This window comes from Patulibacter sp. NPDC049589, assembly GCF_040675535.1.
Classification (GTDB): Bacteria; Actinomycetota; Thermoleophilia; order Solirubrobacterales; family Solirubrobacteraceae; genus Patulibacter.
Window position 1 is genome coordinate 13,670 of sequence record NZ_JBFAPC010000033.1, and the last position, 20,447, is coordinate 34,116.

The window sequence follows — 20,447 nt, forward strand, 5'->3', positions numbered from 1 at the left end:
GCGGCCTGCGTGCGGCGGGCGCAGCTCGTCCGGGAGCTGACGCCCCGCATGGACCGCCCGGCCGCAGGGCGGGTGCCGCTGATCCTGGGGCTGGGGGACGAGGAGCTCGCAGCTGCCGTCCTCGGGCCCGGAGCGCCCCGGGCCCGGTCACTCGGCCGGTCCGACGACGACGTCCTGACGGTGGCCGACGCGGACGAGCGGGACCACGGCGTCGAGTCCGTGTGCATCCACGACGGCGGCTACCCCGAGCGCCTGCGGGGGCTGTCGGATCCGCCGGCGGTGCTCCACGTGCTCGGCGGGATCGGCCGTCTGCACGCACTCCTGGGGCCGGCCGGGGAGCGGCCGACGGTCGCGATGGTCGGTGCGCGCAGGGCCCCGGAGGACGGGCTCCGCACCGCGCGCCGCTTCGGCGAGGCCGTCGCCCGAGCCGGGATCACCGTGATCAGCGGCATGGCGTTCGGGATCGACGCGGCGTCGCACGAGGGCGCGCTGGCCGCCGGATCGCCCCGCGCGGGGTCGGCCCACCCCACCGTTCCGCGACCCGGAGGGACCCTCGCGGTCCTCGCCGGCGGACCGGAGCGACCGTCGCCGGCGAAGCTCCGCGACCTCTACCGCCGGATCGCCGCCCACGGGGTCGTCGTCAGCGAGCTGCCGCCCGGGACGACGCCGCGGCCGTGGACGTTCCCCGCCCGCAACCGGCTGATCGCGGCCCTCGGGGATGGGCTGCTCGTCATCGCGGCGGCCCGGGGGTCGGGGTCCCTGCACTCCGTCGTGCACGCTCAGGAGCTCGGCCGGCCGGTCGGGGCCGTTCCCGGGTCGATCCTGGATCCGACCTACGCGGGCGGCAACGACCTGTTGCGCGGCGACGACCTGCGACGGGACGAGGGCGACGGCCCCGGTCCCGCGCGGGTGATCGTCGATCCCGACGACGTCCGGCTGATGCTGCGCGCGGATCAGCAGCGACTCGACCTGCTGGCCGGCCGGGAGCCCCGGTCGGTGCGGGCCGAGCTGGCGGCGGCGATTCCCCCCGCGGACCCGCTCCTGGGCCTCGAGGGCCGCGCGCGACTGATCGGGGAGCGGCTGCTGGCCGGCCCGCGGACGATCGAGAGCCTGATCGCGGAGTCCGACGCCGCGACGATCCTGGCGGGGCTCGGGGCGCTGGAAGCCGACGGGCGCCTGCGACGGGGGCTCGGAGGCGAGCTGGAGCTGCTGGCCGCTCGCCTGGACGGGACCGCGGACGCTTGAGCGATCCCGGGAACACCCTCGTCCTCCCGGCGGCCGGGCGCGGTAGCCTCGCAGTGCATGGCTGTGCGCACCCCCATCTGCCTGACGATCGCCGGCTCCGACTCCGGAGGCGGTGCCGGTATCCAGGCCGACCTCAAGGCCTTCGCCGCCCAGGGCGTCCACGGGACCTGCGCGATCGCGGGCCTGACCGCCCAGAACACGGTCGGCGTCACGCGCATCGACCCCGTCGCGCCTCGGATGATCGTCGAGCAGGTGCACGCTGTCCTCACCGACATCGGGACGGACGCCGTGAAGATCGGCATGGTCGGGTCCGAGCCCAGCATCCGCGCGGTCGTCGAGGCCCTCGCCGCGCTGCCCGCGGGCGTCCCGGTCGTCATCGACCCCGTGATGGTCGCCGAGTCCGGCGCCCGGCTCCTGGAGGCCGACGCCCAGCGCGCCTTCGTCCGGGACCTCCTGCCGCTCGCCACCGTGGTCACGCCGAACCTGCCCGAGGCCCTCGTGCTGGCCGGCCGCGACGACGTGACCGACCTCGACGCGCTCACGGACGACGACGTCCTCGCCGTCGCGCGGACCATCCAGGCCGCCGGCCCGGCGAACGTCCTCGTCACCGGCGGCCACCGCGCCGCCGCCGAGGACCTCCTGCTGCTGCAGGACGGGACGGCCCTGCGGCTGCCGGGCGAGCGTCACGCCGACGGCGCCGCCCACGGGTCCGGCTGCACCCACTCCAGCACGCTCGCGGCCCGCCTCGCGGTCGGCGACGACCTGCCCCGGGCCGCCCGCGTCGCCCGCGCCGAGGCCGGCGAGTCCGTGCGCCGGGGGCTGCGCGACGTCGGCGCCGGCCCGGGCCCGGTCGACGTCCTCGACCTGCAGGCCCTGCGCGCCCGCGCCGCCGAGCGCGCGGACGCCCTCGTCGCGGCCCCGGACCGGATCGCGACCCCATGACCGTGCTGCTGGCCGTCCTGGCGTTCGTCGGCGCCGCCGTCCTGCCGCTGGCGCTCACCGCCGGCTACTGGTTCCCGATCCTGGCGGACCGGATCGGGCGGGCGGTCTCGTGGCTCCGCGCCGGGCGGGCCGGCCGCGTCGCCCGGCGCCGGGCGGAGTCCACCGCCCGGGAGCTCCTGCGCACCTGCCTCGACGAGGACAGCTGGGCGATGTACCGCGACCTCGGCTTCGTGCGCGTCTGGGGCGGCGGAGGACGCGCCCCCGCGCCGTCCGGCCGGCGCCCAGCGCCCGGCGTCGCCTACGCGTACCTCGTGTACCCCCACCGGCCGCACATGGTGTTCCTGCCGCAGACCGCGACGCTGCTGGGCGAGTGCCGGGTCCAGCTGGCCGGGCTGGATCCCGACCAGCCGCTCGTACCGACCGACGACGTGCTCGCCCACTGGATGGCGCTCACGCAGGACGAGCACGGCGTCGTCGCCTCCGCCCGCATCAGCTTCCCCGGCACCGAGCTGTCCCGCCGCACGGTCCGCCGCGACCTCTGGCGCCTGCGCGAGTGGGAGCGCGAGCGCACCGAGCGCGCGCTCGGTGTCGTGCGCCCCGGCCGTCTCGAGCGCGCCGCCCGCGGCCGCCCGGCCGGCTGAGCCCGCGCCGAACGCCCCGCCCGGCACCCCCAGGACCCCCCGGCCCGGGGGTCGGTGGCGCGCATCGTGGAGTAGCGTTCGCCGCGATGAGCAGCACTCCGGACGGCGTCGACCTCAAGCGCAACAGCCGCCAGGTCACCGAGGGCCCGCAGCGCGCGGCCGCTCGGACGTACCTGAAGGGCATCGGGTTCGACAACGAGGCGCTCGCCAAGCCGATCATCGGCGTCGCGCACGGCTGGATCGAGACGATGCCGTGCAACTTCAACCACCGGGTGCTCGCCAACAAGGTGAAGGAGGGGATCCGCGCGGCCGGCGGGACCCCGATGGAGCTCAACCACATCGCGATCTCCGACGGGATCACGATGGGCACCTCCGGCATGAAGACGTCGCTGGTCTCCCGCGAGGTCATCACCGACTCGATCGAGCTCGTCGCGCGCGGCCACCTGTTCGACGGCCTCGTCGTCATCACCGGCTGCGACAAGACGATCCCGGCCGGCGTGATGGCGCTGGCGCGGCTGAACATCCCCGGCCTGATGCTCTACGGCGGATCGATCCCGCCGGGCCACCTGCACGGTGAGCAGGTGACGATCCAGAGCGTCTTCGAGGCCGTCGGTCAGCACGCGGCGGGCACGATGACCGACGCGGAGCTCGACGAGCTCGAGAACGTCGCATCCCCGGGCGCCGGGGCGTGCGGCGGCCAGTTCACGGCCAACACGATGGCGATGGCGTTCGAGGCGATGGGCATCAGCCCCGCGGGCGCGGCGATGGTCCACGCCCAGGCGCCGAGCAAGCTCGAGGTCGCGTTCCGCACCGGCGAGCTGGCGATGGAGGTCCTGCGCCGCGACCTGCGTCCCGCGGACGTCATCACGAAGGAGTCGCTGCAGAACGCGGTCGCGGCCGTGTCGGGCTCCGGCGGCTCCACCAACGCGGTCCTGCACCTGCTCGCGGTCGCCAAGGAGATGGGCGTCGACTTCGACATCGACGACTTCGACCGGATCAGCCGCTCCACCCCGCTGCTCTGCGACCTGCTGCCCGGCGGGAGGTACAACGCGGTCGATCTCTGGCACGCCGGCGGCACGCCGGTCTTCCTCGGCCGCCTGAAGGAGGCCGGCCAGCTCCACGAGGACCTGCCGACCGTCACCGGCCCCACGATCGGCGAGCTCGCCGACCAGGGCGTCGAGCAGGAGGGCCAGCGCGTCATCCGGCCGCTGGACGACCCGCTGCGCGACTCCGGCGGCCTCGCGATCCTGCGCGGCAACCTCGCCCCGGAGGGCTGCGTCGTCAAGCTCTCCGGCCACGAGCGCCGCCGCCACGTCGGCCCCGCGCGCGTCTTCGAGCAGGAGGCCGCCGCGATGGAAGTCGTCACCAGCGGCGGCATCCGGCCCGGCGACGTCATCGTCATCCGGAACGAGGGCCCGACGGGCGGCCCGGGGATGCGCGAGATGCTCGCGGTCTCCAGCGCGCTGTCGGGGATCGGCATCAGCGGCGAGGTCGCGCTGATCACCGACGGGCGCTTCTCCGGGGCCACCCACGGCTTCTCCGTCGGCCACGTCTCGCCCGAGGCGTTCCACCGCGGCCCGATCGCGGCGATCCACGAGGGCGACGAGATCACGATCGACGTCGACGAGCGCCGCCTGTCCGTCGACCTCACCGACGAGCAGATCGCCGAGCGCTCCGCCGCCTACGAGCCGGTCGTCAGCCCCGACGCCACCGGCGTCCTGGCCAAGTACGCGAAGCTCGTCGGGACGGCCAGCGAGGGTGCCGTCACCATCGGCTGACCGTGGAGCGCACGAACGACATCCTCCCCGTCGTCGAACCGGACCGCGACCTGGACGACTGGGGCCGGTCGGCCCGGCTCTCGGGCGTGCTGGACCGCACGCTCTGGGAGGCGGCGCACAAGCTGTGGTTCCGCGTGGAGCTGCAGCAGGCGCCGCAGATCCCGTCGTCCGGCGGCGCGCTCCTGATCGTCAACGGCGGCGGCGTCGTCTCGCCCGTCGGCCCGCTCCTGGCCAAGGCCGTGCGGGAGGACCACCCGCGCCGCCGCGACCCGCGGCTCTGCGTCGACCGCGGCCTGCTGGACCAGCCCGGCCTCGCGGTCCTGCTCACCCGCGCCGGCGCCGTGGGCGCCCAGGTCGACGACCTCGTGCGGCTCCTGGGGGACGAGGGCTCGCTGCTCGTCCTGACGACGCGCACCGACCGCCTCCACGACGAGGGCGCGAAGTCGACCCTGGCCTCGCACCCCGCAGTGCTGGCCGCGGTCCGCACGGGGACCCCGGTCGTGCCGGTCGTCGCGGTGGGCGCCGACGACGCGCAGCCGGTGCTGGCCCGCGTGCCCCTGCCCGGCGGCCGGCGCCTGCCGATCACGCTCGGCTTCCCGCACCTGGGGCCGCTCGCGCTGCTCGCCTTCCTGCCCGCGAAGATCCGGCTGCGGGCGCTCGCGCCCCTGACGCCCGACACGGACGACGGCACCGGCGAGGCCGCGGAGGCCGAGCGCATCGCGCTCTCGGTCGCCCGCCGCCTGCGCCACGAGAGCGCCGACATGCTGCACGCCCGCGGATCGCGGTGGGTCGGATGACCGGCGAGGGGCTCCGCGTCCTCGTCACGGCCGGCTCCAGCCGCTTCGCGGCGCTCGTCGTGACCGCCCTGGAGCGCCGCGACGACGTGGCGACGGTGATCGCGGTCGACGACCGCGCGCCCGGTGCGCCGTTCGCCCGAGCCGAGTTCGTCCGCCTGGGCGCCGGCCTGACCCAGCTGCCGCGGATCGTGCGCGGCGCGGCGGTCGACGTCCTCGTCGACGTCCGGGCCGCCGCGGCGATCGCACCGCTCGACGAGCGCCGGATCACCGGCCACGCGGCCGTCACCGAGCGCGTGTCCGCCGCCTGCATCGAGTCCGGCAGCCCCGTCCGCCGGCTCGTGACCGTCGGCTCCGTCCACCGCCACGGGTGGGACCGCGACCTGCCGGCGTTCCTCACCGAGGAGATCGAGCCGCCCGCCAACCCCCGCGGCGGGCTGGCCCGCGCGCTGGCCGAGATCGAGCGCTCCGCCCTCGCGACCCGCGCCCGGCGGCCCGAGGTGGCCGTCACCACGGTGCGGCTCGCCGACCCGGTGGGTCCCGCCGGCAGCGGGATCCTCCAGGCCGCCGACCGGCTGCCGCTGCTCCCGACCGTCCTCGGCTTCGACCCGCCCGTGCAGGTCGTGCACGAGGAGGACGCCGCGGCGGCCGTCGCGCACGTCGTCGGCGAGCGGCTGGACGGCCCGTTCCTCGTCGCGGCCGACGGGACCCTCGCGCTGTCGGAGGCCCTGCAGATCCTGGGCCGTGCCCACGCGCCCGTCCTGCCGCCGTGGGGGACCGCGGTGATCGCGGGCGTCCTCTCGCGGGCCGGCCTCGGCGGCGCGCACGAGATCGCCGGCCAGCTCCGGCGCGGGCGCGGGATCGACAACCGGCGCCTGAAGGCGACCGGCTTCTCGTACCGCGCGACATCGCGCGAGGCCCTGCTCACGGCGTCCGGCGTCCGCCGCCGTCGCCGCGTGCTGCACCCCGGCGTCCCCGCCCCGTACGAGCCGGAGGTCGAGGCGTTCCTCCGCTACAGCCCCTCGGCCCGCACCGGCGACGGCGCGTCCTCCGCGCCGGACGAGGACGGCATCGGCGCGCTCGAGGGCGACGCGCTCCTGCTGCTCCTGCCGTCGCTGGACCCCGAGGCGCTGCGGGCGCTGCGGGCGCACGAGGAGGCCGGACCCGGCCGCCGCCGCGTGCTCGACGAGATCGACCTGCTGCTGCACCGGACCTGAGGACGCGCCGCGACGCCGTCGCGCGGTCGCGGCCGATGTGCCGGTGGCCGGCGAGCACCCCGGCGCACTGGGCACGTCCGGCGCCGGAGACCGCGTCCGTCGATCCGGGATCGACGGCGCCCGGGGATCGGGCCGGCCGGGGGAGTGCGGGCCAGCCCCGAACCCGGCCGAGATCGGCGCGGCGCGACGTCGCCGCCGCTAGGATCCCCGCGCGGCGCGCCCACGCCCGCGCCCGACGTACGGCGTGCGCCTCCGTGTCATCCGTCCGGTCGTGCAACCGATCCCCCCGTCGCGGCGTATGACCCCCCAGCCGGCTGAACGCCCTCGTGCAGCCGGAGGCGGTTCCGCCGATCCCCCGATATCATCAATGGTGCCGCCATGCGTCAACGTCCCGTCCTGATCATCACCAGCCTGCTCGCGGTGCTCCTCGTCGCCTGCGGGGGCGTGCTCGTCGCGGACGCCAGCACGCCGAAGAAGATCCCGGACGGCGTCACGATCGGTGGCGTCGACGTCGGCGGGCTGACGAAATCAGCCGCCGAGGTCAAGGCCCGGACCGAGCTGACCAACCGGCTGTCGAAGCCGATCCGCGTCGTGCACAGCGACCAGGAGTGGAACCTCACCGCCAGGCAGGCGAAGATCCAGGTCGACATCAAGGACGCCGTCGAGCAGGCCGCGCGCCTCGGGGAGGACGGCAACGCCTTCTCCCGCGTCTACGACCGGGTCACCGGCAAGCGCGTCACGAAGGACTTCTCGCCGACGAGCACGTACAACCGCCACGCGATCACGCGGCTGCTCAACCGCGTTGAGAAGGACCTCCACCGCGACCCGACGTCCGCCTCGGTGGCGCTCTCGGGCGGCGAGCTGAAGGTCACCGAGGGTCGCGTCGGCCTGAAGCTCAAGCGCGCGAAGGTCGCGCAGCTGGTCCGCACCGCGCTGCTGGACCCGTCGGCGAACCACCAGGTCTCGGCCTACACGGACAAGATCAAGCCGACCGAGACCACCGCCGCGGTCAAGAAGAAGTACGGCACCGTGCTGGTCGCCAACCGCTCGACGTTCAAGCTGACCCTCTACAAGGGCCTGAAGGTCGCCAAGACCTACGGCATCTCGGTGGGCGCCGCGGGGCACGACACACCCGCCGGCCAGTACACGATCGCCAACAAGGCGGAGAACCCGTCCTGGCACGTCCCGAACTCCGCCTGGGCCGGCAGCCTCGCCGGCACGGTGGTGCCCCCGGGCCCGTCGAACCCCATCAAGGCCCGCTGGCTCGGCATCTACGACGGCGTCGGCATCCACGGCACGTCCGACGACGCCTCGATCGGCACCAACGCCTCGCACGGCTGCCTGCGCATGCACGTGCCGGACGTCATCGATCTGTTCCCGCGGGTGCCGGTCGGGACCCCGATCTACATCCTCTAGCGTCGCGGCCCCTTCGCTGGCCCGACGTCGCGGTCCCGCGGGCGCCCCAAGGCGCCCGCGCCGCGTTCGGGGGCGACGACGGCTCGGGGCCCGGGTTCCGGTGCCGTGACTCCCTCGACCCCGCCTCTTGGCCCCTGGCTCTTGGCCCCGGCCTCCGGGCACGGCGTCCTGGCCCGGAGGCACGCCGCCCGTGGCGACCCTTCAGTCGTCGGCGGGACGCGGCGCCTGGCCGCCGAGGGCCCGCAGCTCGGGCGTGTGTCCGGAGATCTCGGCCGCCGCGAGGGCCTGGATCGCGTCGTCCAGGTCGCCGATGCCCTCCTGGCTGGTGGGCGTCGCGGGCCCGAAGGACGCGATCTCCTCGACGGAGACCTCGTCCCAACCGCGGCTCAGGAGCAGGGGATAGTGGTCCCCCTGGCGAAAGACGAGGGAGCCCAGCCAGATCCCACGCTCCTGCTTCCGCAGCACGGCGTACCAGAGCGTCGAGGCGTCGCCCGAGCCGCGGATCTGGTGCCACGGCCGCGGGGGCGGGGTCATGGTGTCGCCCAGGCCCGCGAACGTCAGCTGCCGCTGCGTCGCGACGCGACCGGAATCGGTGTCGATGAAGAACAAGCCCACAACGCCAGAGGATACGGCGCCCGCCCTCCCCGCCGCCTGGGGCGCCGCGCTGCTGGTGCTCGACGACGAGCAGCGCCGCAAGGGCGCCGCCGAGCGCACCCGGGTCGCCTACGCCGGCGACGTCCGCCGCTTCGCCGCGTGGTGCGCCGCCGCGGGCCGCGACGGCCCGGCCGACGTCGACGTCCGGACCGTTCGCCGGTACACCCAGACGCTGACGGAGTCCGGGGCGGCCGCGTCGTCGGTCACCCGCGCGCTCGCGGCGCTGCGGGCGCTCTACCGCGCGCTCGTGCGGGCCGGCGTCGTCGCGGGCAACCCGGCCGAGCTGGCCCCCGGCCCGCGCCGGCCGCAGAACCTGCCGCGGATCGTCAAGCCCGAGGCGGCCGCGCGGCTCCTGGACGAGATCCCCGCCGACGACGACGCCCTGGCCATCCGCGACCGGGCGATGCTGGAGATCGCGTACGGCTGCGGGCTGCGCGCGGCGGAGCTCGTGCGCCTGGACGTCACCGACGTCCACCTCGAGGACCGGGCGCTGCGGGCGACCGGCAAGGGCGAGAAGACGCGGACCGTCCCGCTCGGCGACCCGGCCGCAGACGCGATCCGACGCTACCTGTACCGCGGCCGCCCGGCCCTGGTCGCTCCGGGGGCCGACGGGCCCCCGGAGGCCGCGCTGCTGGTGTCCCGCCGGGGGCGCCGGCTGTCCACCAGCGACGTCCGCCGGCGCATGGACCTGTGGGTCCGCGCGGCCGGTCTGCCGAGCGATCTGCACCCGCACGCCCTGCGACACTCGTTCGCCACCCATCTGCTGGACGGCGGAGCGGACCTTCGGTCGATCCAGGAGCTGTTGGGACACGCACGGCTGTCCACAACGCAGGTGTACACGCGTGTAGAGTCCAGCCGACTGAAGACGGCTTATCGGCGCAGTCATCCTCGGGCTTGAGCCCCGGCCGGGTGACTGGACGAAACCACCCGTTTCCCCCTTCACCACCACGACGGATCCCCTCGGTGCCGAGCCCGCCACGTCCAAACGACCTCCGCGACCTCTGGCGTCGCCTCCGCGAGAGCCAAGACCCAGTGGCACGGGAGAAGCTGGTCCTCAACTACGCGCCACTGGTCAAGTGGGTCGCGGGCCGGGTCGCGGCGACGCTGCCCCCGCACGTCGAGGAAGGAGACCTCATCTCCTACGGGCTCGTCGGGCTCACCACCGCCGTCGACCGCTTCGACACGACCCGCGACGTGCGCTTCGAGACCTACGCGGTCACCCGCATCCGCGGCGCGATCATCGACGAGCTGCGCTCCCAGGACTGGGTGCCGCGTTCGGTCCGTCAGCGGGCGCGGGAGATCGAGCGCACGCACGCGAAGCTCGAGCACAAGCTCCACCGCGCGCCGACCGACGAGGAGATGGCCCACGCGCTGGAGATGACCGTCCGCGAGTTCCAGGACGCGCTCGTCTCCGTCTCGCAGTCGACGATCCACGCGCTGGACGAGATGTGGTCCGTCGGCGACTCCAGCGGCGGCGACCAGGTCTCGCTGCTGGACACCATCGAGGACCAGCACGCGCCCGACCCCGCGGCGATGCTCGCGGAGCAGGACCTGCGCGACCAGATGCGCGGCGCGATCGAGCGGCTGCCGGAGCGCGAGAAGGTCGTGATCGCCCTCTACTACTACGAGAACCTCACGCTGCGCGAGATCGGCGAGGTCCTCGGCGTGACGGAGTCCCGGGCGTCGCAGCTGCACACGAAAGCCGTGCTGCGGCTCCGGGCGCGCATCAGCCCGGACGACGTCGCCGTCGCCTGATCCGACTGCGCCCGGCGCGGTCCTGATCCCCCGGCGGTCGGCCGATCGCGGCACCGGCAGCCGGGCCCCCGGCGCGGCCCTGCAACGAGCGTCCCTCCCGCGGCCGGGAGCGTGGCCACGTTGCTAGCCTCCACGGGTGTCGTCTCCTGGGAACTACGAGGTCTGCGCGGTCTGCGACCGGCATCTGCTGCGCGGTGAGCAGCCCGAGATCTTCCTGCACGACGGCGCCCGCAAGGACGTCTGCGAGCTCTGCGTCCCCCGGGCCCTCTACGCGGGCTGGATCCGCGTCGGCGTGAACGACGCCCCGACGCTCGAGCCCGCCCGCCGTCGCGGCGCCTCGATCGTCGAGCGCCTGCGCCGCGGCGTCAGCCGCGATCGTGCGCCGCGGACCCCGGAGCCCGAGAGCGCGGCCCACCGCTCATCGCGCCGGCGCGAGCAGCACGCCACCGAGGAGCAGCCCGACGGCGTGCCGACCCGCCCGGAGTGGCGCCCGCACCGGCTCGAGGACGAGGTCGAGGGCCTCGGGCTCCAGGAGGAGCCCGCCGCCGCGCCGCTGGCCGCCTACGCGTCCACCTCCGCCGGGTCGCCCGTCCAGGTGACGACGTCCGGCGCCCGCATGACCGCGCGCGCCATCGACCTCTACAACCACTCCGAGCACCCGCGACGGCTGGCCGGCATCGCCCGCACACTCGGCGCGCCCTGGGTGACCGTCCGGACCGTCGAGGGCTCGCGCGTCCAGATCGTGCTCGCGTGGGAGCTCACGTGGTACCGCTTCGACCTCGACCTCGCCCGCGAGGCCGACGGCGTCCGCCAGACCGGCGAGGGCACGTCGCTGCAGGACCTGACGCCGGGCGACGTCGACCCCAACGCCGTGGCCGACGACCACGGCTACCTGTACCTGCAGGCCGGCGTCGCGGGCTGACGCTCGTCGGGCGGCCGCTGCCGTAGCCCGGGCCGACACGTCGGCGGGGTAGGGGGCCGTCTCCTCGGACGCGCGACGGGTCCGTCCCGATGGCCGGTCGGTGCCGCTCAGCCCTGACGGGGCCGGCGGCCCTCGCCGAGCCGCTGCTCGCGCTTCTCGCGCTTCTCGTCCAGCTCCTCGATCTCGGCGCGCAGCTCGAGGTAGGAGACCCGGCGGGCCTCCGGCAGCGTGCCGTCCGCGACGGCGCCGAGGACCGCGCAGCCCGCCTCGCGGTCGTGCCGGCAGTCGGTGAAGCGGCAGTGGAGCCCGAGCTCCACGACGTCGACGAACGCGGCGTCGAGGCCGCCGGTGTCGCGGACGAGTCCCAGCTCGCGCGTGCCCGGCGTGTCCAGCAGGCACGTCCCGCCGGTCAGCGGCACGAGCTCGCGCGCCGTCGTCGTGTGGCGGCCCTTCGCGTCGGTGCCGCGGACGGCGCCCGTGGCGAGCAGCTCCCGGCCGAGCAGCGCGTTGACGATCGAGGACTTGCCGGCGCCGGACTCCCCGATCAGGGCCGTGGTGCCGCCGCGGGGGAGGAGTGCCTCCAGCTCGTCGAAGCCGCGGCCGTCGCGCTTGGACACCGCGACGACGGGGGTCCCGGGCGGGATCTCGTCCTGCAGCGCCTGCCACTCGCGCGGCAGGTCGAGGTCGGCCTTCGTCGCGACGACGATCGGCAGCACGTCGCCCTCGTGCGCGATCACCAGGGAGCGCTCGATGCGGCTCGGCCGGAGGGGACGGTCCAGCGCATGGACGACGAGCACCGCCTCGACGTTGGACGCGAGCACCTGCTCCAGGAGCTCGCGCGAGGGATCGCGGCGGCCGACGAGCCTGTGGCGCGGCCCGACCGCGACGGCCAGGAGGCGGTCGTCGCTCTTGTCACGCTCCGTGGCGACCCAGTCGCCGACCGCCAGCGGGGTGTCGGAGCGGTCGTCGTCCAGGGCCGAGGTGCGGCCCAGGCGGCCGACCCCGGGGGTGCGGCCCTCGGCGGTGACGAGGTGGCAGCCGCCGTACTCGATGCGCGCGACGCGGGCGGGCCTGCGGTCGCCTGTGAGGTACGGGGCGAGGTCGGCGGCGACGCGATCGTTCCAGCCGGCCGCGGCCAGCGGGTCCTCCAGGTCCCAGAGGTCCGCGACCGCCTCGCCGTCCCCGACCGCGTCGACGTTGGTCATTGGCGCGTGGAGACTGGCCGCATTCACCGTGAAGCCTACGGGTTGGATGCCCGACCCGGAAGGAGCCGACACGCAGAATCGCCGCTCGCTATATTCCAGATCCCGCGCGGATGTAGCTCAGTTGGCTAGAGCGTCTGCTTGCCATGCAGAAGGTCGAGAGTTCGAGTCTCTTCATCCGCTCCTCGGGAAGTACCAGAAGCCCCCGCTGACGCGGGGGTTTCTGCGTTCCGGGGGAGGTGGCCCGCAGTGGTGTCGACGGGAGACCTCGGTGCGGTCGCCCGCGACGGGCGCACGTTCAGGTCGCGTCAGCAGCTCGACCCTCGATCCGCCCCTGCAGCTCGCCGACGGCGGTGCGGGCGATCGGTGTGGAGCACGGTCCGGGCGCGACGCACGGCAGGACCTGCTCGACGCGTCGACCGATCGGAGAGCGGCGTTCCAGCGCGGGCACGGCACGGCACGCGGTGGTCGCCATTCGTTCGCCCCGGGCGAGCAGAGGACGACCACTTCATCCCGACGGCGCGCCGACCCGCGGGGTGGTCGCGGTTCCCTCGCCCACCGCGACGGGATGTCGACCAGTCTCCGGCTCGTGCCGCCCCGTCGCCGAGCCCTCCCGCGATTCGCCGGAGGGACCGGACGCGAACCGCGTTCCGGACGACGTCAAGCGCGACCTCGGCGATGCGCCGGCCTCGCACGCCGCGGCGCGGGCGTGCGGTGGTTCACGGAGCGCCGTCGCCGGCGATCGAGCGCAGGGCGCCGGGGTCTCGCCCGGCGCCTCTGGATCCATCCGGACCGATCCGCGTCGGTCCGGGCGGACGCCGGCCCCGCCGTCAGGTCAGAAGGAGCTGCCGTCGGGGCGCTTGACCTTCACGTGCTGCAGCATCCCGTCGCCGCGCGCCTCCGTGATGAGGTCGTCGGACGCCTGGCCGGGCCACATGCCGTACCGCGTGAAGAAGGCGCGCGTCTCGGCCTCCTTGTCGCGGTCGATGTCGCCCGCGAAGCCCACCTTCTGGATGTAGTTGACGACCACCACGGCCGCTCCGCCGCCGAAGAGGAGGCCCGCACCCTCGAGCCCGATGATGTCGGGGCTGGAGATCAGGACCACGGCGACCGCGAGGAAGACGGAGCCGGGGATCCAGTAGCGGGCGATGCTGTCGAAGGTGAACATCAGCGGACCTCGGGGTGGAAGGCGGCGGGTGGGCTTCTCGGCCCACCATGGATGCTGACACGCGACGGGCCGCTCCACGTGGTGGAAAACCCGACCATCCGTGTGCGGTGGCGCACCGGGGACCGTCATGTCCGCCGAGCCGGACCCGACGGCCGCAGGACCGCGGCGGCGATAGGCGGCGGCGCGGGCGAGATCGTGGGCGCCTCGGCGCTCTCAGCGAACCTTTACACCGCAGCCCTGGATGTCGACCGCCGGGCGCGCTACGGTGCTCCTGTCCGACTCTCCTGGTGGAGCGGACGGGACAACACGGTCAAGGGCCCGGGACGGCCCGCGACCACCACACACACGCACGCCGAGCGCTCTCGGGACTTCGGTCCCGGGGGCGCTCGGTGTTTCTGCGGATCGTCATGACGTGGCGGGCGCCGGGCACGTCCGGGGCACCGGTGCGGGCACGTCGGACGGTCGTGGTGCGGGCTGGCGCCGGATCGGTCAGGTCGTCGTCCGCAGGCGCCCGAGGTCCGCGCGGATCGCGTCGGCGGCGCGCAGCAGGTGGGGGAGGACGACCTCGCGCAGGTCGTCGACCGGCCGGCGCGCCGCGTGCGTGGCGACGTTCATCGCCGCGACCGTCTCGCCGGCGCCGGCGCCGTCGCGGACCGGCACCGCGATCGACCGCAGGCCCCGCTCGAGCTCCTCGTCGACGACCGCGTGGCCGTCCTCCCGCGCGTCGGCGACGGCGGCGCGCAGGCCGTCGAGCGTCGTGATCGTGCCCAGCGTGAAGGCCGGCACCGGGGCGGCGGCGAGGACGCGCTCCGGCCGCGCGTCGGATTCCCCGGCGGGCATCGCGGCCAGGAGCACGCGGCCCATCGACGTCGTGCCGGCGGGGAACGGGTGCCGTTGGCGATCGCCACCGACATGATCCGGTGCGTCGGGACCCGGGCGACGTGGACGACCTCGTCGCCGTCGAGGACCGAGATCGACGCGGACTCGTCGACGGCGTGGGAGACCGCCTCGAGGTGGGGGCGGGAGACGCCGAGGAAGCCGAGCCCGGACAAGTAGGCGACCCCGAGCTCCGACACCCGCGGGCGCAGCGCGAAGTCGCGCCCGTCCTGGGCCACGTCCCGTGCACGGCGATCGCGGCGACCTCGTCGAGCGTCCCGGTGGCCGGTCAGCCGACGAAGACCGTGGACGAGCGGCGCTCGTACCAGCGGGCGAGGTGCTCCCCGGCGCCCACGACGTGGGCGATCATCTCGCGCCTCGCGGCGGCGACGTCGCCGGCGGCGATCGCGTCGACGATCCGATCGTGCTCGCTGATGCTCTCCTCGCTGTGGCGGGGATCGTCGGCGAGGACGAGGGCCGAGACGTTGCGCGGGAACGTCTCGTTGATCTCGTTGATCGTGCGCGCGAGCCGCTCGTTGCCGGACGCGAGGTGGATCGTGGTGTGGAACTCGTCGTTGGCGTCCGTCGTCGTCCCGCACTCGCCGCGCGCGGCCCCGGAGGGGTTGGCCGTCGCGTCGCGCAGCGCGCCGTTGGCGGCCCGCAGGCCGGCGACCTGCACGCCGGTGATGTGCCGGACCGCGAGCTCGCAGGCGAAGGCCTCGAGCTGCGCCCGCACCTCGTACGCCTCCCGGACCTGCCACGGGACCGGGACGCGGACGATGGCCCCCCGGTTGGGGAGCACCTCGATGAGACCACCGGACTGCAGCTGCCGGAGCGCTTCGCGGATCGGCGTCCGGCTGACCCCGAGCTCGCCGGCGAGCTCCGCCTGCCGCAGCTGTGCACCGATGGCGATCTCGCCCGACATGATCCGCGCGCGGATCGCCGTCGCGATCTCGTCGACGAGATTGTTGCCGCCGGCAGCGGGCCTGGGGTCGGGGTCGGTCTTCATGGTTCCTCGGGACGGTACGCGGACGGCGTACGGGATCCATCCCGCCGCGTGTGGGATGGCAAGGTACCAGGAGGAGCGAACGCCGTTGCGCCCATCGGCCGCGCGGCAGCGTACGGCGACGACGGCCGACGCCCGGCGACGATCCAGTCGCCCGGCGTCGATCAGGGGATCCCTGGCCAGGCCGTCCACCGGGGGCGCATGCCACGGCCCGACGAGCGGACCATCGAGCCGGATGTCGACGCGCGGTCACAACTCGGGGCCGGGCTGCGAACAAGGGGCATGGCCCCCCACGCCCCGTCTTCGCAGCACGACTCCACCGCCGGCCACGACGCCCCCGGGCACCGCCGGTCCGGCCGCCCCCGGCGGCGGGGCCGCCCCCCGCTGCGCGAGGTCGTCAGCCCGGAGGAGATCGTCCGGGTGCTCGAGACGGTCGGCGAGCCGCAGTCCGCGCGGCAGCTCCGCGCGGCGCTGGGGGTGCCGCCGACGTACCTGTCGGGCGAGGTCACCGAGCTCTTGCGCGAGGCGACCCTCAGCGGCCGGGTGCAGCGCACCGGCAAGGCCGTCGGTACGCGGTACCACCCGCGGTCGGTGCACACCGCCTGAGGCCGTTCGCGGAGGTTCTCGGTGATCCGCCGCGAGGTCCATGGTGGGTCCCCAGTACGGGGGACCGACGCGGCCATCACCGCCGCGGCGCTCCTGCCCCGACGTCCCTCGAGGGCAGCCCGGACGCGCGACGGGCCGCTCGACAGCCGTGGTCGCTCGTCGTCCCCGCTCGAAAGCCGTCCGTGGTGCTCACCCGACCGACACTCGCGTCGATCCCGGATCCCACCGGAGCCGCGGAGCCGTGCGTCATCCCGGTCGCTCCTGACCGAGGGCCTCGACCGCCGGCTGACCGCGCTCTACGGCCACGGCTGCGCCGCGGCCGACGATGCGCTCGTCTCGACCTCGGAGGACCGCCTCGGGCGCATCGGGGCCCTTCAGCGCTGCAGCGACCACTCCTTGCCCGCGTAGCAGTAGTCGAACTCGATCTTCCCGGTGCCCAGGAGCGGCGAGCGGTCCTCGACGGCGAGCTTGCCGGTGGCCGCGTCGCCGCTGATCCGGCCCTCGAACTTCAGCTTCACGAAGCCGTAGCCCTGCGTGGCCTCCCACGCGAAGGAGCCGTCGCCGCCGACGGTCGGCGCCGGGTCGTCCGCGGCCATCGAGTACGCGACCGTCTTCTGCTTCCCCGAGCGCGTGCAGTAGAGCGACAACGAGCCGCTGAAGCTCACGACCTTCCCGCCCTCGACGGCCATCACCTGGCCGTCGGACGCGCGGTAGGTGCCGTCCGGGCCTGCGGCCTTGCCGCCGTCGTCCGTCGGCCCGTCGTTGGTCGAGCCGCCGTTCGTCGACCCGCCGCCGGTGGTCGTCCCGCCGGTGCCCTTCGAGACCGTCGCCGTCAGCGTCCGGGAGCTCGTCCGGTACCGGCCCGCGGGGCCCTTGAGCCGCGCCTCGACGGTCACCGTGAGCCGGCGCTTGCGCTTCAGGACGGTCCGCCCGGCGGGCTTCAGGCGCACCGCCGTCGTCGCGCTGCCGTCGGCGGCGACCCGCACGGCGGCGGAGCCGACGGCCTTCTTGCCCCGGCGCACGGTGACGCGTCCGCTCAGGGCCTGCCCGTAGGGGTTCTTCACGGTCACCCGGACCACGCCCTTGGCGGTGGCCGGCGCCGTCTTCGCGAGGGTGACCTTCGGCCCCGCCTTGGGGACCTTGGGGCCGGCCTTCTTCGCCGGGGCGCTCGGGGCCTTCGGCGCGGTCGGTGTCGTCGGGGCCGACGGTGCGGCGGGCGGGGCCGGCGTGCCGGGGTCGGGCGTCCAGCCGGGCCCCGGGTCGCCGACCACCGGGGACCCGCCGTCCGGATCCTGCGTCTCGTCGCCCAGGCCGTCGCCGTCGCCGTCGGGCTCGATGTCCAGCGCGAGCGCGACGGTGCCCTCGCTCGTCGTCCCGCCGCCCGGGCCGGCGCCGTCGGGCAGGGCGGGGCTCCAACGTCGCACGACGTCCGCGTCGCTCGGGAAGAACGGGGGGACGATCCGCAGGACGGCGCCGGAGCGCCCCTCCACGGCGACGAGCTGGCCGGCCGCGACCGGCAGCTGGGCGGGCCTGGTCGCCGTCGACGCGGTCGGCGACCACGCCGTCGCGGCGGTGCCCCCGAGCGCCCGCAGCCGCACCTCTCCCCCCGCACCCGCCACGCGCCAGCCGGTCACGACGGCCCGCGCCGAGGGCCCGAGCACGTCCTGGAGGTCCTGGTTGGCGTAGCGCTCCTGGGCGAGGGTGCACGAGGTCGGGCAGGCGATCGGGTCGCCGCCGCCGGCGTCGGGCACGTCCCCCCAGCGGGTCGCGGCGGAGGCGCCGGCCGGGACGGCGAGGACCGCGGTCAGGGCGGCGAGGGGGAGGGAGCGACGGAGCATCCGGCGACCGTACGAGCCCCGCGGCGCCACCGAATCGGGGACCTCCCCGTGATGCTCCGGCGCCGCTCACTCCGCGGTCGGCGGCGCGGCGACCGGGAACGCGGGGACCGGCCGCCCGAGCTGCTCGACGGCCTCGACGACGAACGCCTTGACGCGGCGGCCGGGGAACAGCCGCTCGCGGACCCCGGTGCCCTCGAGCTCCTGGGCGTCCCCGGCCACGTCACGCAGCCGCCAGAGGAGGCGGACGGCCGCCCGCTTCGTCATCGGCTCGGGCAGTTCCAGCGCGTCGATCCGGCCCTGCGCGCGCTCGCGCAGCACGGCCGCGACGTTCGGTCCGCTCCCGGCGATCGCCCCGGCCGCCGCGTCGAGGTCCGGCACGACGTGCCAGAGGACCAGCAGGTGGGCGGCGACGGCCTCGTCGCTCAGCGGGTCGCCTTTGAGCTCGACGAGGTCGCAGAGCGTCGCGGCCTCGCAGTAGAGCGTGACCAGCACGCCGCCCACCGGCCCGGACGGCAGCGAGAGGGCCCCGAGCCGGCGGTAGCGCCGGCGGGCCGCCTTCAGGACGTCGCGGTCGGAGAGGTCGCGCTCCTCGTCGCTGCGCACGGCAGACACGAGCAGGACGGTGATGCCCTCGATGGTGACCCGGCGGTCGTCGTCCATCCGCAGCAGCCCGAGCAGGCCGCCCTGGGCGCGGGCGGAGACGGCGTCGCGCGCCGCGCCGGCGGCGTCGCGGGCCCGCGCGGTGGCGCTGCTCCGTGCCTGCTCGGTCATCGCGGCCGCCTTCGCCGCCAGCCTCTCGGCCATTCCCACGGTGGTCTCCTCCGGACGGACGGCCACAGCGTAGACGGCCCGCCGCGCCGGATCGCCGCGGGCCGGTGGTGGCACCGGGCCCGCGGGCTCAGCCGCCGCCCGTGCCCCAGTGGTCCCGCTCGGCGACGTGGGCGAACAGCCCACGCAGCAGGGCCTCGCGGGTCCGGACCGCCGAGAGCCGGGCGTGGACGGTGACGCTCGTCCCGTCGCCGCGCAGCATCCGCGTCTCGAGGTCGAAGCCGTCGCGGTCTCCGGCCTGCACCGCGCGGACGAGCTCCGACGCCCTCCCGCGGTCGTCGGGGTGGACGACATCGAGGACGGCGGTCCCCAGGAGCGACCCGTCGGTGTGGGCGAGCAGGCGGCGCAGCGGGGCGTTGACCCGCACCCAGTCGCCCTCGGGGGACAGCAGCGCCTGCCCCGTCGGGGCGCCGTCGAACGACGCGGCGAGGACGTCGCGCAGCTCGTCGAGGCGCTGCCCGTCCTGGCGCTCGGCGGTGACGTCCAGCAGCGTCACGGTCCCGCCCGTGACGCGGCCGTCGACCACCAGCGGGCGGAACGTGGCCTCGTAGCGTCGCCGGCCGTCCGGGCTCGGCGTGTCCAGCGTCGTCGTGCGTCCGTGGAGGACGCCGGTATAGCCGGGCTCCAGCGTCCTCCAGATCGCGGGGGAGACGATCTCGTGCGGGCGGCGGCCCCGTAGGGCGGACCAGTCGTGCTCGTGCCGGTCGTGCAGCGCCCCGGCGGCGCGGACGAACCGCAGGTCGGTGTCGAACGTCAGGATCGAGAGCGAGCCGATCCCGTCCAGCGCCTCGCGGACGCCGTCGTGCTCCGGGCCGGCGGGCCGCGAGCCCGGGGCGTCGGGCCCGGCGGAGCCGGCGGGCGGGGGAGCGGCGCCGGGCCTCGTGGTCCGACGACCGGCGTCCGGGCGCGCGGCGCCGGGCGGTCGCGTCGGGAAGGGCGGCACGGCCCGGGTCCGCTGGTGCGCGGACAGGGCGCCGGGCACGGCGTGGTGCTCCCCGGTCCGGGCCTCGGGGCGGGCGTCGGCCGGGTGCCGGCCCGAGGGCTCGAGCTGCAGCTCCAGCCGCCCGTCGACCGCGACGCACGAGCGGAGCTCGCGGCCGAGGACCCGGCGCAGCTCGCCCGCCAGGGCGACGGGCCGGGTGGTCCGCAGCACGAGCTCGGCACGCCCGCGGTCCGCCCACGGCCCGACCCGCACGTCCCCGATGCCGCGGATGCCGCGGACGGCGGCGGCGACGGCGTCCAGCTGGGCGCGGCTGCGGACCCCGCCGACCCGGACGACGACCTCGCCGCTGCTCAGGGCGGCGGCGCCGAGCCGGACCAGCGGGTCGCCGGGGGTGTCCGCGGCGCCGCGGCGTGAGCTCATCGGCGGCCACGTGGCCCGCGAGGATCCACGCTCGTCGTCGGTGCCGGTGCCGCGCGCCACACACCCGCACCGTAGCCGACCACGTCCCCGCGCGTGACGGTCGGTGGACCACCGATCGGGGGAATACGGCATCCACCGATCAGGGGATCGTCGGCGCGAGGTCGTGGCGACCGGGCGAGCTTCCGGGACCTCCCCG

At 75.5% G+C, this 20,447-nt stretch carries 18 protein-coding genes, 1 tRNA gene and 1 pseudogene; 12 read left to right on the plus strand and 8 right to left on the minus strand.

Features of this window, described 5'->3' with window-relative positions; all coding sequences use genetic code 11:
• Positions 1-9 precede the first annotated feature (9 nt).
• The 7 genes from AB0L40_RS08625 to AB0L40_RS08655 all read left to right on the plus strand — a co-directional run bounded on the left by AB0L40_RS08625 (position 10) and on the right by AB0L40_RS08655 (position 8,033).
• Positions 10-1,245: a DNA-processing protein DprA gene (locus tag AB0L40_RS08625; protein WP_364352172.1), complete on the plus strand. Its 1,236-nt coding sequence runs from the start codon at positions 10-12 to the stop codon at positions 1,243-1,245.
• A 57-nt stretch (positions 1,246-1,302) separates the two neighbouring features.
• Positions 1,303-2,187, plus strand: a complete 885-nt coding sequence (thiD, locus tag AB0L40_RS08630; protein WP_364352175.1) for a bifunctional hydroxymethylpyrimidine kinase/phosphomethylpyrimidine kinase — start codon at positions 1,303-1,305, stop codon at positions 2,185-2,187.
• On the plus strand, positions 2,184-2,828 hold the full coding sequence (locus AB0L40_RS08635) for a hypothetical protein (protein ID WP_364352178.1): 645 nt from the start codon (positions 2,184-2,186) through the stop codon (positions 2,826-2,828). The genes thiD and AB0L40_RS08635 overlap by 4 nt, the downstream gene beginning before the upstream one ends.
• A gap of 86 nt (positions 2,829-2,914) precedes the next feature.
• The gene (gene ilvD / locus AB0L40_RS08640; protein WP_364352181.1) at positions 2,915-4,606 is read left to right on the plus strand and encodes a dihydroxy-acid dehydratase; all 1,692 of its coding nucleotides are present in this window, start codon (positions 2,915-2,917) and stop codon (positions 4,604-4,606) included.
• A 2-nt stretch (positions 4,607-4,608) separates the two neighbouring features.
• Complete coding sequence (locus AB0L40_RS08645; protein ID WP_364352184.1) at positions 4,609-5,403, plus strand: hypothetical protein; 795 nt, start codon at positions 4,609-4,611, stop codon at positions 5,401-5,403.
• Entirely contained in the window at positions 5,400-6,617 is a 1,218-nt protein-coding gene (locus AB0L40_RS08650) for a hypothetical protein (protein ID WP_364352187.1), read from the plus strand. Before AB0L40_RS08645 ends, AB0L40_RS08650 begins: the two co-directional genes overlap by 4 nt.
• Before the next feature lie 378 nt (positions 6,618-6,995).
• Positions 6,996-8,033 carry a L,D-transpeptidase/peptidoglycan binding protein gene (locus AB0L40_RS08655; RefSeq protein ID WP_364352190.1) on the plus strand — a complete coding sequence of 346 codons (1,038 nt, stop codon included), beginning with the start codon at positions 6,996-6,998 and terminating at the stop codon, positions 8,031-8,033.
• A 201-nt stretch (positions 8,034-8,234) separates the two neighbouring features.
• Here the strand turns inward: AB0L40_RS08655 and AB0L40_RS08660 are convergent, their stop codons facing one another.
• On the minus strand, positions 8,235-8,648 hold the full coding sequence (locus AB0L40_RS08660; RefSeq protein ID WP_364352193.1) for a hypothetical protein: 414 nt from the start codon (positions 8,646-8,648) through the stop codon (positions 8,235-8,237).
• On the opposite strand from AB0L40_RS08660, the gene AB0L40_RS08665 reads away from it, so the two are divergent.
• The 3 genes from AB0L40_RS08665 to AB0L40_RS08675 all read left to right on the plus strand — a co-directional run bounded on the left by AB0L40_RS08665 (position 8,632) and on the right by AB0L40_RS08675 (position 11,364).
• Positions 8,632-9,585: a tyrosine recombinase XerC gene (locus AB0L40_RS08665; protein ID WP_364352196.1), complete on the plus strand. Its 954-nt coding sequence runs from the start codon at positions 8,632-8,634 to the stop codon at positions 9,583-9,585. The two genes, AB0L40_RS08660 and AB0L40_RS08665, sit on opposite strands and share 17 nt — an antisense overlap.
• Positions 9,586-9,719: 134 nt before the next feature.
• A complete protein-coding gene (locus AB0L40_RS08670; RefSeq protein ID WP_364352199.1) occupies positions 9,720-10,442 on the plus strand; it encodes a FliA/WhiG family RNA polymerase sigma factor in 723 nt (240 codons plus the stop codon).
• Positions 10,443-10,578: 136 nt separating this feature from the next.
• Positions 10,579-11,364 (plus strand): hypothetical protein, encoded by a 786-nt coding sequence (locus AB0L40_RS08675; protein WP_364352202.1) that lies wholly within the window; start codon positions 10,579-10,581, stop codon positions 11,362-11,364.
• A gap of 107 nt (positions 11,365-11,471) precedes the next feature.
• On the opposite strand, the gene rsgA is transcribed toward AB0L40_RS08675, so the two are convergent.
• Positions 11,472-12,569 (minus strand): ribosome small subunit-dependent GTPase A, encoded by a 1,098-nt coding sequence (rsgA, locus tag AB0L40_RS08680; protein ID WP_364352205.1) that lies wholly within the window; start codon positions 12,567-12,569, stop codon positions 11,472-11,474.
• 106 nt (positions 12,570-12,675) lie between these two features.
• On the opposite strand from rsgA, the gene AB0L40_RS08685 reads away from it, so the two are divergent.
• A tRNA-Gly gene (locus AB0L40_RS08685) sits at positions 12,676-12,749 on the plus strand.
• 652 nt (positions 12,750-13,401) lie between these two features.
• Here AB0L40_RS08685 and AB0L40_RS08690 read toward each other — a convergent pair.
• From AB0L40_RS08690 to AB0L40_RS08700, 3 genes and pseudogenes are all read right to left on the minus strand, one after another.
• Positions 13,402-13,734 carry a hypothetical protein gene (locus AB0L40_RS08690; RefSeq protein WP_364352208.1) on the minus strand — a complete coding sequence of 111 codons (333 nt, stop codon included), beginning with the start codon at positions 13,732-13,734 and terminating at the stop codon, positions 13,402-13,404.
• A 489-nt stretch (positions 13,735-14,223) separates the two neighbouring features.
• Positions 14,224-14,607, minus strand: a pseudogene (locus tag AB0L40_RS08695) (IclR family transcriptional regulator C-terminal domain-containing protein); the annotation flags it as partial.
• A gap of 292 nt (positions 14,608-14,899) precedes the next feature.
• A complete protein-coding gene (locus AB0L40_RS08700; protein WP_364352211.1) occupies positions 14,900-15,619 on the minus strand; it encodes a GntR family transcriptional regulator in 720 nt (239 codons plus the stop codon).
• A 279-nt stretch (positions 15,620-15,898) separates the two neighbouring features.
• On the opposite strand from AB0L40_RS08700, the gene AB0L40_RS08705 reads away from it, so the two are divergent.
• Complete coding sequence (locus tag AB0L40_RS08705) at positions 15,899-16,222, plus strand: hypothetical protein (RefSeq protein ID WP_364352214.1); 324 nt, start codon at positions 15,899-15,901, stop codon at positions 16,220-16,222.
• 374 nt (positions 16,223-16,596) lie between these two features.
• Here the strand turns inward: AB0L40_RS08705 and AB0L40_RS08710 are convergent, their stop codons facing one another.
• The 3 genes from AB0L40_RS08710 to AB0L40_RS08720 all read right to left on the minus strand — a co-directional run bounded on the left by AB0L40_RS08710 (position 16,597) and on the right by AB0L40_RS08720 (position 20,311).
• Complete coding sequence (locus tag AB0L40_RS08710) at positions 16,597-18,060, minus strand: hypothetical protein (RefSeq protein WP_364352217.1); 1,464 nt, start codon at positions 18,058-18,060, stop codon at positions 16,597-16,599.
• Positions 18,061-18,126: 66 nt separating this feature from the next.
• Entirely contained in the window at positions 18,127-18,864 is a 738-nt protein-coding gene (locus AB0L40_RS08715; protein ID WP_364352220.1) for a hypothetical protein, read from the minus strand.
• Between the two features lie 94 nt (positions 18,865-18,958).
• Positions 18,959-20,311: a PAS domain-containing protein gene (locus tag AB0L40_RS08720; protein ID WP_364352223.1), complete on the minus strand. Its 1,353-nt coding sequence runs from the start codon at positions 20,309-20,311 to the stop codon at positions 18,959-18,961.
• Between the last annotated feature and the right edge of the window lie 136 nt (positions 20,312-20,447).